The following is a 12,301-nucleotide window of genomic DNA, read 5'->3' on the forward strand; positions in this document are numbered from 1 at the left end:
AGTGACTGCCAGCGGCCACACCTGGTGAGAATGCGACAGGCTACGAACGATCAGCAGCTTGAGAACTCAACTCAGCCTGAGCCCGTTCCGTCTCTTCATCTGAGGGCACGGGAAGTACCTGGAGGAGAACAACGGAGGCAACGAGACCTCCCCAGACGAGAAGAATCGTCAGGACCATAATGAACACAGCAATTGCACTCATCGAACTTCTCCTTCTTCAGTAGCGGAAACGGCGCGTGAGCTTTCAGCGGCAACCTCACCCACCGGTTCGTCATCATCGGAGTGAGATTCCAAGATTGAAGAGACAGTTTCAGCACTGATTGCGCGGGGTTTCCACGGAATGAATGTCAAGACCGCAGAGGCGATGACAACGAAGGCCAAGCAGCCCCAGCCAAATGCAAGAACGTACGTCGGCTTGTAGGAATCGTATCCATTAGATACCAGTCCAACAAGGCTGGAGAAGAGCATGAATGCCAGCACAAGCGGAATGATAATGCCGACGAGGAATTCCCAGAGGCGCGCAACTTTCACTGAAGACACGGAATTGAGGTGTTGGCGTAGTCCACGCAGTCGAGGCGCCGCCACAGCGGCGAGGACCGCAAGGAAAATTGCCGAGCTCACGACGCCAATTTCATTGATGAATTTATCAACGATGTCGAGGTTATTCAGACCCGACTTCGTTCCAAATAGCACAAGAGAAATGATGGTCGCAGGAACACCGCAGACAAGTGCGGCAGTCGTCGGTTTCAAGCCAAACTTGTCTTGGAGGCTTCCAGACACCGGCTGAAGCAGCGACAGGAGTGAGGTCATCCCCGCAAGCGTCAGGGAGGCAAAGAAGAGGACCCCGAAGAGCGAACCGCCCGGCATCGCCGAAATAATCTGCGGGAAGGTGACAAATGAGAGGATCGGGCCTGTGAGACCATCGAGTTCGGAAACAGAGACTCCCTGGTTCATCGCCATGAAACCGATCGCAGAGAACACGCCAATACCTGCGAGGATCTCGAAGGACGAGTTCGCGAAGCCCGCGACGAGGGCCGTACCGGTGAGGTTTGACTTCGGTTTGAGGTAGGAGGCGTACGTCAGCATGATGCCGAAGCCAACGGATAACGAGTAGAAAATCTGAGCGAAGGCCGCCAGCCACACGTTCGGGTTCCCCAGGGAATCCCACTGCGGGGTGAAGAAAGCATTGAGCCCCTCAGCCGCTCCCGGAAGGAACAGCGCGCGCACAACCATGATGAGGAAGAGAACAACGAGCAGCGGGAGGAAGATCTTGTTTGCAGTTTCGACTCCTTTACTCAGACCACGGCTGAGCACGAGGAGAAGGAAAATCCACATGAGGGCAAGCGGGATTGCCACCGCTGCTACCGGCTCCCATGACAATTCTTTCGAGCCGTCAACGCTCTGCAAGAAAGATCCAACGAAGAAACCGGCGGGGTCGTCTCCCCATGCCTGACTGACGGAGTAGACCGTGTACTGCATCGCCCAGGCAATGACGGCACCGTAGTACACGAGGATGACGAAGCAGACGAAGACCTGGAACCAGCCGACGAATTCGCCGATGGCTTTGAGTCTGCGCAGGGCCCACGGCGGCGAGCCACGGAACTTATGCCCGACTGCATAGTCCAGCCACAGCATGGGAATACCCACTGCGACGAGGGCAACGAGGTAGGGGACGAGGAACGCTCCGCCGCCGTTGGTGTAGGCGACACCGGGGAAGCGCCAGATGTTGCCCAAGCCGATCGCCGATCCAATGGCCGCCAGGAGGAATCCTGTTTGACCGGTCCATGATTCACGGATTTTCGGTTCTTGGGCATGCGAATTCTGTGTTGACATTGTCGATGCTCCTTAAGAATCTGACGCCCAGGCTAAAGCACACCACTTCCGTTCATGGCAAGCGTCCGATGTGAGGACACTTTACGGAAAACTGCGTCACAGATCACTCATTGGGATGATGTTTCTCACACTTTGAGAAAAGCATGAAAAATCCAGGCGATGACGATCGTCAGAGGCAGCGAAAACACCGTCGTCGCCAGAACCACTCCCTGAGTGATCTCCTCACCCGTTCGGGCGCGTGTGGCCGCGATGAAAGCGTTCTGTGCAGTGGGTAGTCCTGCCATCATGGTGACGGCCATGAGTGCTGGCCCGTGCAGTCCAAGGAGCATCCCCACGCCGAAAGCAATGCACGGCTGGATGATGAGCTTACATACCGTTGCCACTGCGATTGCACCGCCGAGCGAGGAACGAAGGGCGAAACGCCTGCCGACCAGCGATGCTCCAAAAGCCAGAAGAATCATCGGAGGAGCCGCATTGCCGAGGATCGTTGTTGACACATCAACGATTCGTGGGAGAGGCACGCGAAAACTCGCACAGATCACCCCGGCTCCGGCCGCAAGGACCATCGGATTCGTCACAACGGTAGAAACAACGTGACGAACACTCGGCGCACGATCAGAGCCTGCGAGGTCTGCGAGAACGAAGAACATCGGGGTGAAGAACCCCAGTTGGAACACCATGATCGGCACGACAGCTGACGCCTCACCCAGGACATACACCGCGATGGGAATCCCGATGTAGGCCGCATTGTTCAGCGATGCCGACATCGCTCCCAGTGTGAGGTTGCCTCCGCGCAGCCTCAGACCGAGGATGCCAACGAGGACGAACACCACAGCCGTTCCCACTCCAGAAGCTGCGGCAACCCACAGCGGCGGGCCAAGGACCGCGCCGATATCGGAGGTCGCGACCGCACGAAAAAGCATTGCCGGTGACGCAACCCAATAGCTTAAGGAGGAGAGAGCACGGGCTCCGTCCTCGTCAATCACTGTGAGGCGACGAACCGCCCAGCCCACGACAATGACCAGGCCGATCGCGCAGATGCTCGAAACGATGTCGGCCATGAGACCAGCTTATTGCTGGAACACCGGTGAGCCCCAGCCTCCGTCACCATGTGGAAACAACCTCATCGAAGCGCGTGAGCGCCGAGGCAATCGCCATGTGCATGTCGAGGTATTGGTAGGACCCCAAACGTCCCCCAAAGAGCACGCGGTCTTCCCCGTCAATGAGCTCACGGTAGCGAACCAGCATGTCACGGTCGCTCGGGCTATTGACCGGGTAGTACGGCTCGTCCTCGCCCTCGGCGAAACGCGAAAACTCCTTCATGATCACGGTGTTCGTTGCTCCGGTCCGCGAGCGCTCCGGATGGAGGTGTTGGAACTCGTGGATCCGGGTGTAGGGAACGGATTGATCGGAGTAGTTCATCACTGAGCAGCCCTGATAGTCGCCGGTCTGCTCAACCGTGGTCTCAAAATCGAGGGTGCGCCACGACAGGTGCCCTTGCGCGTAGTCGAAGTACCGGTCAACCGGTCCGGTATAGACAACGGGGACGGAACCGACGGTGTGGGATTTGGAGAGGGGGTGATCTGCGTCGAAGAAGTCGATGTCTGTGGCGATGGTGATCCGCGGGTGGTCAACGAGGCGCTCGAACCACGCGCCATAGCCGTCAAGGGGCAGTCCCTCATAGGTGTCACGGAAGTAGCGGTTGTCGTAGGTGAAGCGCACAGGCAGACGGGAGATGATTGACGGGTCAAGCACTGTTGGATCCGTTTGCCACTGTTTCGCCGTGTATCCCTTGATGAATGCCTCGTACAGGGGACGTCCGATGAGGCTAATCGCCTTCTCCTCAAGATTTTCAGGGATGCGTCCGCCGAGTTCTTGCGCCTGCTCCTCGACCAGGGCGCGAGCGGCATCTGGCCCCAGGGCGGAGCGGAAGAACTGATTGATTGTTCCTAAGTTGATGGGCAACGGGTAGATCTCGCCGTGACGGTTTGCGTACACGCGATGCTGGTAGGAGTTGAATGAGGTGAAGCGGTTGACGTATTCCCAGACCCGCTCGTTCGACGTGTGGAACAGGTGCGTTCCGTAGCGGTGCACCTCGATGCCGGTTTCTTCGTCGACTGATGACCAGGCGTTTCCCCCGATGTGGGAGCGGCGCTCGATGACAGTGACGTTCATTCCGCGTTCTTCGGCAGCCTGACGAGCGATCGTCAATCCGAAGAATCCGGAGCCAACGACGAGCAGATCCACGGTAGAGTCCTTTCTCACATGTCCTTGTGCCGTGTCTTCTTCGGCTGTTTCAGGCTGATACATCGCGGCGGGCTGCGCGTCCCACCGGCGTAGCCACCTCGTGAGCCCCAACTTTGAGGCACGTGACCAAAATCCACGGTGCCGGTCTTAGGCGTCGATCGTAGCGGCTTGACGAGGACGAGGCACGCTCCTTGACCCCCGAGCCTCACCTTTGCCCTTAGCAGGTTCCCCCATTCGGGCCCTCATTACCTGAAACAGGAAAACTCACCCATTGAGTGACGCATTGTTAGGGGCTTGCGCGAGGCCGGATCACGCGGATCCACGCGGTGACGGGTATGTCATATTGCTTGTCTCAAGGGCCGCCTGATGTTTTAGACTCGGTGATACGTCGAACGTAGACGGGAGGATTCCGCATGGTTCGGATTGCCATTGTTGAAGACGATGCTGTTAGTCGAAAACTCCTGCTGGACTATATTGCGCGCTATCAACGCGAGCACGATGTGGAGTTTGATGTCACCGTGTTCGAGGACGGCGTCCAGATTGTTCGGGGCTATAAGCCGCGTTTCGACATTATTCTCCTCGACATCCAGATGGAACATCTTGATGGGATGTCGGCGGCGCAGAGAATTCGCCGGGTTGACGACCAGGTTGTTCTCCTCTTCATTACGTCCTCCCCGCAGTACGCCATCAAGGGGTACGAGGTCGACGCGTCCTCTTACTTGCTCAAGCCTTTGCCCTGGTTTGCTTTCCAAGAGGAACTCACACGCTGCCTGACTCTGGTGGAACGTAACCGCGGTTCGTCACTTCTCCTCCAGTCCGGAACCGAGGTTATACGACTCAACATCGCCGATATTGTTTACATTGAGTCGATCAAGCACCGGCTGACGTTCCATACACTCTCGGGAACATATTCGATCGTCGGGACTCTCAAGGATATGGATGCCCAGCTTGAAGGGCATGATTTCTTCCGGTCTAACTCCTGTTATCTGGTGAATTTTGCTCACGTCAGAGGGGTGCGCGACCAGGCCTGCGTGATGACTGGCAACGTTGAGCTGCGGATCTCTCGTCCCCGGAAGAAACAGTTCATGACGGCCCTCACCGAGTATTTTGGTGCTGTGTCCTGATGGTCGATGTTCTTCCTGATATTCCCCGTATCCTCACGGCGATTGCCGAATGGTCGGCGTGCGTGGTCTATCTTTCCCTTTATGCGCGCACGGTGAAGCTCTGGCGCCTGCTGACCTCAGTTTTCGGTGGTCTTGCTCTGTTGACCGCCGTTCAGATCATCGCAGGAATGCTCCCTGTGTCCCTGTGGATTCCGGGAATGATCAGTGCCGTTGCCGCGATCGCTTTAACTCTCTGGGTCGGTACGGGCTGCTCCCCCACTCAGGTTGCACACCTGATGCTCCGCGCTTTTATTCTCGCGGAGTTCATCGCCTCCCTCGCATGGCAACTTGTTGTCTATTTCTTCTATTCTCCGATTCCCAACGACCCGGGAAATCCCGAGTCCTTGCTCCGCCCGGTCCCTTTCACCATGCAGCTCGTCATCTACGCCATCATCCTCGTGATCGTGCGTCAGTTGGAGACCCGCAACTTCTCCGGTGATACGCCGTTCGTCCTGGAACTGCGTGACCTGTGGACACCGTTCTTCATCACGATCATCACCTTCACCTTCTCAAACCTCTCGTTCTTGACAACGGCAACGCCTTTTTCTGGGCGGCTCGGACCGGAGATCTTCTACATCCGCACGCTCGTTGATCTCGTTGGCTTCGCCGCTCTCTATGCTCACCACGAACGTGTTTCCCAGATTCGCACTGCCCTTGAGCTGAGATCAATCCAATCAAGCCTCAACGCCCAGCACTCCCAGTACCTTCAGTCCAAAGCTGATATCGAAGAAATCAGTCGCGCCCACCACGATCTCAAGCACCAAATCGCGGTGATCCGCGCCGAACTCGATCCTGATTCCCTGGCCTCCCATTTCGAGCAGCTTGAAGCCTCAATCAACGACATCGGCCAGCACTACCATTCAGGCAACGCCGTCCTCGACGTGATCCTCACAGCCAAAGGCAGGACATGCACTGCGCGGGGCATCAATTTCACGGTTGTTGCCGACGGAGCACTGCTGACTGGGATGTCGTCAATGGATATCGCGACGCTTTTTGGAAACGCCCTGGACAACGCAATTGAAGCCTCCGCCTTCGTCACGGACCCGGCTCAGCGGATGATTCAGGTGCTTCTGCGGCGCCAAGGGGAAATGGTTCTCATCCGCGTGGCGAATAACTTCTCCGGGGAGATTTCCCGCAACGAGGACGGCTCTCTGGCCACCCGTAAAGCCGATCGTGTACACCACGGATTCGGTGTGAAGTCCATCCGATACACCGCCCGTAAGTACGACGGCGAGGTCACAACGCGTTTCGACGGCAACCGTTTCATCCTGACGGTGCTTCTCCCAGGCACGCAGCTCAGCGCATAAACACGCCGGCAAACTCCCCCGGTATTCTCCACTCCCACGCGCGCCGCTAGGACCGAAACATCGTCAAGACGCGCCCGCTCGTCCTCGTTAATTGAAACCGAGGACGAACCTGGCTGCCGTGTACACCGCACGAACAAACCGAGGGGACGCCTTGCGCACAAGCACCGCAAGCAGGTCTTTTTCCAGGTCCTTCGCAACCTCAGGAGAACGGGTCTCGATGTTCTCCCACAGCTGCGCCGACAGGCGGGCATGTTCCTGAGTGCCTGACAGCTGCGCCATCACTGAGCACACCGTGAAGTTGATCCGCAAGTAGTGAACCATGTAGCGGTAGAGTTCGTCAGGGACGGTCCCTTTTGCAGGCGTTGCCTCGACCATTGCACGGTTGACTCGGGCCAACTGATCAAGACGCATGATCATCACTTTCTCATTGACCGACTGATCGTCGCGCCCAATGAAGTACCGGTAGAGATCAACGTCAAGGTAGCGCATTGTCCGCACCAGCGGGAGCGGCACATACGAGTAGAGGTAGTCAACGTAGAACGTGTGCTCGGGCAAGTGGAGGCCGGACTTGCGAACAATCTCAGTGCGCATCGTCAGTGCATGCATCAGGATGTACTGGTCGTAACGGCAACCCCGGAATTCGTCCCACCCAATCGTGGGGCCGACAGGAAGAACGTTACGGTAACGAACAACAGCCTTATGAGTTTTCCCGACCTTCTCATAAACATAATTCGTGATGACGAGGTCGACGAGGCTACCGGACTGACATTCCGACCGAAGTACCCTGAGCAACGCCCGCAGTGCCGAACGGTCCAACCAGTCATCGGAGTCAACGACGCGCACGTACGTTCCCCGAGCCTGAGCGACCCCCGCATTGACGGCTCCTCCGTGTCCCTTATTTTCCTGGTGAATCACACGAACCATGTCGTAGCGTGCCGCCCACAGGTCAGCCAGCTGCGCCGTATTGTCCTTGGAGCCGTCATCAACGATGATCACTTCGACATCGTCGCCGTAATCCACCAGCGTTGTCATCGCACGGTCTAGATAATCCTGGGAATTGTACGCGGGAACCACAACGGTCAGGAGCGGCTGCAACTCGGTCATTCTGAGGTCCTTCAACTCTTGCGCACATCGGATGTCGTATCGGAATGCTTCCACGTGCACCTGCCGTCGAACGCAGGCACAACACTCACGCTATTTTGTCCTATTGTTCCCTCTTTGACAGGCATTTGACGACAACCGAGGCGAACTTGGGGAGAACTCGGTGTCATGCTGACCATTGTCACCCGGCGGTGAATCCACCCTGGGATCGGTCAGCTGTGTTCGTGTCCATTCAGGGCGCAGCTGGTGACGAACTCAAATCGCTTGGCTGTGACCCTCGCTTCTCAATTCGCGCGGGGCATAGGGCTCTCGGCCTGTGCTCGAGAACCCGGCTGTGCCCCTCACCCTCGTGCACGCGGGGAGCAAGCGCGCGCGGCGCGGCGTTACTTCTGGGCGCCAACCGTGTCCTGAGCTGCCTCCTGCTCAGGCGTTTCCTCATCCTCTGGGACCTGCTTGAAAATCACCTTAAAGATCGGGAAGAACACCCAGAAGGAAATCGCGGCGTTAATAATCATCGTGATGACATCAGCGACTGTTTCACCGCTGGCACCCATTGACCCCTTGAAGAAGGAATAAATCGGATCCTTGTACACCACCTGCAACGCGGCAGCAAGGATCGTAATAACCACATAGGCAACGGCGTACCAGAACGCAGCTTTCCACACGGAAGAATTCGACTTAAACGTCACATTGCGCTGCGCGAAGAAGTTAATGACCTGTGCGATGAGCAACGTGATTTCAACGGCAAGGAAGTAGGCCAAACCACCACCGCTGCCGTCAGCCTGAATAGCGCCTCCCGCATAGTCGAAAAGATAGACGGGGTTTCCGCCCGACACCCCAACCTGGAGGAACTGGAACGGTTGATTCACCAAGTTCGTCATACCGAAAATCCACTTGAATACCGGCATGAGGATGAGCTGAAGAACGGTGATGCCGTTGGAGAGAATAAAAAACACGATGAACTGCGCAAGAGTTTCGTGCTCAGTTGCAAACTTCTTCCACCAGTTTTTCAATGCATTCACGTCTGATATCTCCGTCTATAGTCGACGTCTGTGTGCGACAGTTGGATGTTGGTTCAGTGACTTCACTCCGTGGGCACGTGGTTCTTCAGGCTTTGTTCCACTTGACGATTAGCTCGTCGGTTCCTGAAGAAACCACCCACCGTTTGCTTCAAGCCAGTCCAGGTGTGTCCGTTAACGAGTTCGACGATTCCATCAACCATTTCGGCAGACACATTCCCCATCGACATCTTCTCCAACGCCCTGAACGGCATGTTGGTCACAAAGAGGATCCCCAGGTCAGGCTTGCCAGTGGCATCGGCTTTGGCTTTCTTCTTAGCGAGGACGGATGCCACTGCTCGCGCAAGCCGTGACTTCGCGCGGCTCATCTCGCTCAGCGGATCACCGGTCGTCAGCACACCACCGCGTGGCTCCTGAGGGAGCGGGAGACCAAGGAGGGCTTCGAACTCCACATCGGTGATGTCTTCAACACGGCCATCAATGTAACGAGCATAAGCCGAGGAAGTAAAGGAGGTCACGCCCTCTCTCGTCATCGACTGAGTGAGAACAATATCGTTGACGTTGTGACCGATTCCGATCTGCCATTCACCCCCTTCTTCAGCCCACTCCTCTTTATCGATCGAGAAATGACGGAAAGTATAAGAATCAAAGGGAATGGTTACTTCAACGCTCTGGCCAGCTGGAACATGAACCTTGCTAAAGCCTTTAAGTTCAACGGCTGGACCCCACAGTGTCTTCGGGGAACGCACGTAAAGCTGGGGAACATCACTGCCGTCGACGGTCGATGTATTCGTCACGGTGAAGCGCGCCCCGTCCTCGTCCACAGTGAGCTGAGAGTATTGGAACGTCGAATAGGACAGGCCGAAACCAAAGGGGAAAGCCACAGGGGTGTGAGTCGACGTGAAATAGCGGTAACCAACGTAGAGGCCCTCTCGGTACAGAGAGTGACGCTGCGTTGCCGGATACCAGCGTGATGTCGGGTTGTCCTCGTAGCGCACAGGGTAGGTTTCGCTCAGACGGCCCGACGGGTTGACCGCACCCGTGAGGATGCGCAAGGCTGCGCTGGCTCCGGCTTGTCCCGACAGTGATGTATGAAGGATCGCCTGAGTCTTCGACGCCCACGTGGTCTCGAATGACGACCCAGCAGACACCACCGCAACAATGCGCGGATTAACCGCATGCACGGCCTCAAGCATGTCGATCTGGGCCTGTGGGAGCCTCATATGCTCACGGTCCAACCCCTCGGATTCAGAGAGTTCATCCAAACCGATGTACGCAATGACAACATCGGCGCGTTTCGCCAGTGCCACTGCCTCCGAGATCAGGGAAGCGTTGAGCGCTCCCTGACGGTCGTAGCCTTGGGCGTAGCCAACAACATCAAGATCGAAATCCTTGGCCACATCGAGAGTGGTTTCAAGCCGAGTGGGGTTGACCTGAGAAGATCCAGACCCCTGGTATCTCGGGGTCTTTGCCATGTCACCGATAAATGCAACGGTCGTTCCAGCGGCCAGAGGCAAAATCTGGTCTTCGTTCCTCATCAACACACTTGACTCTTCGCTCACGCGACGGGCCAGAGCGTGATGCGGGTCTGCATCAAGGGCCGGACGTTCACCGTGTGATTGTGCTCCCAGGGCAATCCGGATCACTTCGGCGGCGCGGTCATAGACCTTCTCTTTGGGGAGAGAACCGTCTTTGACGGCCCTACATACTGCCCGCACCCCGTCGAGCCCGGGAACCGGCATTTCCAGGGACCCCCCATTACGGGCCGCTTCGACTAAGCGATTGGAGCCACCCCAGTCCGACACCACCATGCCGTCGAATCCCCACTCCTGACGGAGAATGTCAAGAAGGAGATGGGCGTTCTCATGGGCGTAGGTGCCATTGACCAGGTTGTATGACGACATCAATGTCTGCGGATGGGCCTCGCGGACAACAATCTCAAAGGCCGTGAGGTAGATTTCCCGCATCGTCCGTTCATCAACAACAGAGTCGGAAGCCATGCGGCGCAGTTCCTGCGAATTCACCGCGAAGTGCTTGGGACATGCCGAGACTCCCTGGGATTGGATGCCCCGCACAAACCCCGCCGCCATCCGACCGGCCTGGAGGGGATCCTCCGAGTAATACTCAAAATTACGACCACACAGCGGAGAACGCTTGATGTTGATTCCCGGACCAAGGAGCACATCAACCCCAAGAGCGCGCGCTTCCTGTCCGATCGCCGCACCCATGTCCTGCGCAAGCTGCGGATCCCATGAGTTTGCAACCGTCGCCGCAGTAGGAAAGCAGGTGGCTTTTTCAGATTCACCGAGGCCAAGATGGTCACCCGAGCCCGTCTGACGTCGCACCCCGTGTGGTCCATCAGACATGATGAACGATGGGATTCCACGTTCCGGCAGGGCGCGGGACTCCCATTCGTTTCGTCCCGCAAGAAGTGAAGCGGCTTCAAGCACGCTCAATGACTGAGCAATTTCGCGCGCATTGTCTGTGCGTTGTGACGTCACGTGTCCGTTCCCTTCGTTGTGCATCTTTGCAGCCGCCGTGCTTTCTCGTCGACATCTCTGGCGCAGATCAGCAAGTGATCGCAGCGCTCCTCACACCGACAGCACGCACCGTCAAGCGTTTGTTCGCGCAGCTCCTTGTATGTATCAAATGCCGAGGAACACAACTTCGCGAGGATCGGCGCATGATCTGTCATTCCCAATGTATGTTTTGTCGGCGTCACCCATACCTATGGTAACTGCGCTGATACAGCGGTGTTTTCGCTACGATGACACCTATGATTCCTGCGCATGCGTCAACCGGGCGCCTCGTTTTCATCGATCTTGACGGAACCCTTTTTGACCGGACGCAACGGCTCTTGCCCTCTGCCCGATCCGCCTGCGAAGACCTCCGCCGTGCTGGCCACACAATGATCATCTGTACGGGCCGCTCCCTGCCTGAAATCTACCCGTGGATCTGGGATCTCGGATTCTCCGGCGTCATCGCAGGAGCAGGTGGTTTCGTGCAGATCGGATCACAGATCCTCAAAGATCAGCGGATTCCTCACGAAGATATCGTTGCGATCACGAAGCTCTGGCAGTCCTTTGATGCCATGTGGATCTGGCAAGGCCCCGATGCGATGTACCCCTCCGACGGCTACCTCGATGCCTTCCTCCCAGCCGCCGGCATTGATCCCGACGACTGGCGCGACTATGCCACATCAATTGCTCCGTACCAGCACTCAGGGATTCCTCACTCCTCCGCAAAATGTACGGCCTACCTTCCCTTGGATGCTCCCGATATTCCCGAGATCACCACTCTCCTTCCCCCGGGATACACCGTTCATGGTGGCTCCGTGGGCGCGGGAGCAACGAAAGCAGTTGAGGTACTCCCCCATGATGTCTCGAAAGGCGATGGCATTCGCATCGTCGTTGACTTCCTCGGCGCAAGTCTCTTAGACACTGTGGCGATCGGTGACTCAGAAAATGACATCGAAGCTCTCAAGACAGCCGCGGTCAGTATCGCAATGGGCGGAGCTCGCCCCGAGGTGGCACGCGCAGCGACGCATATTGCCCCGATGCTCAGCGAGGACGGATTTGCCCAGGGCTTGCGCACGGCCGGTCTTTTCGATGCTCTCCCTCGGCGCTAACCT

General features: G+C 57.1%; 10 protein-coding genes. 3 read left to right on the forward strand and 7 right to left on the reverse strand.

The features are described 5' to 3' along the window. Positions 1–40: 40 nt before the first annotated feature. The 4 genes from G7Y41_RS05485 to glf form a co-directional block, all read right to left on the reverse strand. Positions 41–202, reverse strand: coding sequence for a methionine/alanine import family NSS transporter small subunit (locus tag G7Y41_RS05485; protein ID WP_165215170.1), 162 nt, complete (start codon positions 200–202; stop codon positions 41–43). Next, positions 199–1,833 carry a sodium-dependent transporter gene (locus G7Y41_RS05490; RefSeq protein ID WP_165315421.1) on the reverse strand — a complete coding sequence of 545 codons (1,635 nt, stop codon included), beginning with the start codon at positions 1,831–1,833 and terminating at the stop codon, positions 199–201. The genes G7Y41_RS05485 and G7Y41_RS05490 overlap by 4 nt, the downstream gene beginning before the upstream one ends. Before the next feature lie 125 nt (positions 1,834–1,958). After that, positions 1,959–2,894, reverse strand: a complete 936-nt coding sequence (locus tag G7Y41_RS05495; RefSeq protein ID WP_165315422.1) for an AEC family transporter — start codon at positions 2,892–2,894, stop codon at positions 1,959–1,961. Between the two features lie 43 nt (positions 2,895–2,937). Beyond that, the gene (glf, locus tag G7Y41_RS05500; RefSeq protein WP_165315459.1) at positions 2,938–4,080 is read right to left on the reverse strand and encodes a UDP-galactopyranose mutase; all 1,143 of its coding nucleotides are present in this window, start codon (positions 4,078–4,080) and stop codon (positions 2,938–2,940) included. Between the two features lie 413 nt (positions 4,081–4,493). Here glf and G7Y41_RS05505 point away from each other — a divergent pair, with 413 nt between their 5' ends. Both G7Y41_RS05505 and G7Y41_RS05510 read left to right on the forward strand, forming a co-directional pair. Continuing rightward, positions 4,494–5,204: a LytR/AlgR family response regulator transcription factor gene (locus tag G7Y41_RS05505; protein WP_165315423.1), complete on the forward strand. Its 711-nt coding sequence runs from the start codon at positions 4,494–4,496 to the stop codon at positions 5,202–5,204. Next, positions 5,204–6,550 carry a GHKL domain-containing protein gene (locus G7Y41_RS05510; RefSeq protein WP_165315424.1) on the forward strand — a complete coding sequence of 449 codons (1,347 nt, stop codon included), beginning with the start codon at positions 5,204–5,206 and terminating at the stop codon, positions 6,548–6,550. The genes G7Y41_RS05505 and G7Y41_RS05510 overlap by 1 nt, the downstream gene beginning before the upstream one ends. 87 nt (positions 6,551–6,637) lie before the next feature. On the opposite strand, the gene G7Y41_RS05515 is transcribed toward G7Y41_RS05510, so the two are convergent. The 3 genes from G7Y41_RS05515 to G7Y41_RS05525 form a co-directional block, all read right to left on the reverse strand. Then, on the reverse strand, positions 6,638–7,654 hold the full coding sequence (locus tag G7Y41_RS05515; protein ID WP_165215193.1) for a glycosyltransferase family 2 protein: 1,017 nt from the start codon (positions 7,652–7,654) through the stop codon (positions 6,638–6,640). Positions 7,655–8,034: 380 nt separating this feature from the next. Beyond that, on the reverse strand, positions 8,035–8,673 hold the full coding sequence (locus G7Y41_RS05520; RefSeq protein ID WP_165315425.1) for a hypothetical protein: 639 nt from the start codon (positions 8,671–8,673) through the stop codon (positions 8,035–8,037). A 62-nt stretch (positions 8,674–8,735) separates the two neighbouring features. Beyond that, positions 8,736–11,171 (reverse strand): glycoside hydrolase family 3 C-terminal domain-containing protein, encoded by a 2,436-nt coding sequence (locus G7Y41_RS05525; protein WP_231367236.1) that lies wholly within the window; start codon positions 11,169–11,171, stop codon positions 8,736–8,738. 275 nt (positions 11,172–11,446) lie between these two features. Between G7Y41_RS05525 and G7Y41_RS05530 the strand changes: the two genes are divergently transcribed. Further along, positions 11,447–12,298 (forward strand): HAD hydrolase family protein, encoded by an 852-nt coding sequence (locus tag G7Y41_RS05530; protein WP_165315427.1) that lies wholly within the window; start codon positions 11,447–11,449, stop codon positions 12,296–12,298. Positions 12,299–12,301 lie beyond the last annotated feature (3 nt).

This window comes from Schaalia sp. ZJ405 (assembly GCF_011038885.2).
Classification (GTDB): domain Bacteria; phylum Actinomycetota; class Actinomycetes; order Actinomycetales; family Actinomycetaceae; genus Pauljensenia.

What these genes read in the sequence shown, in the direction of transcription:
- G7Y41_RS05485 (WP_165215170.1), bottom strand. Translation starts at nt 202, where the DNA reads ATGAGTGCAATTGCTGTGTTCATTATGGTCCTGACGATTCTTCTCGTC.
- G7Y41_RS05490 (WP_165315421.1), bottom strand. Translation starts at nt 1,833, where the DNA reads ATGTCAACACAGAATTCGCATGCCCAAGAACCGAAAATCCGTGAATCA.
- G7Y41_RS05495 (WP_165315422.1), bottom strand. Translation starts at nt 2,894, where the DNA reads ATGGCCGACATCGTTTCGAGCATCTGCGCGATCGGCCTGGTCATTGTC.
- G7Y41_RS05505 (WP_165315423.1), top strand. Translation starts at nt 4,494, where the DNA reads ATGGTTCGGATTGCCATTGTTGAAGACGATGCTGTTAGTCGAAAACTC.
- G7Y41_RS05510 (WP_165315424.1), top strand. Translation starts at nt 5,204, where the DNA reads ATGGTCGATGTTCTTCCTGATATTCCCCGTATCCTCACGGCGATTGCC.
- G7Y41_RS05515 (WP_165215193.1), bottom strand. Translation starts at nt 7,654, where the DNA reads ATGACCGAGTTGCAGCCGCTCCTGACCGTTGTGGTTCCCGCGTACAAT.
- G7Y41_RS05530 (WP_165315427.1), top strand. Translation starts at nt 11,447, where the DNA reads ATGATTCCTGCGCATGCGTCAACCGGGCGCCTCGTTTTCATCGATCTT.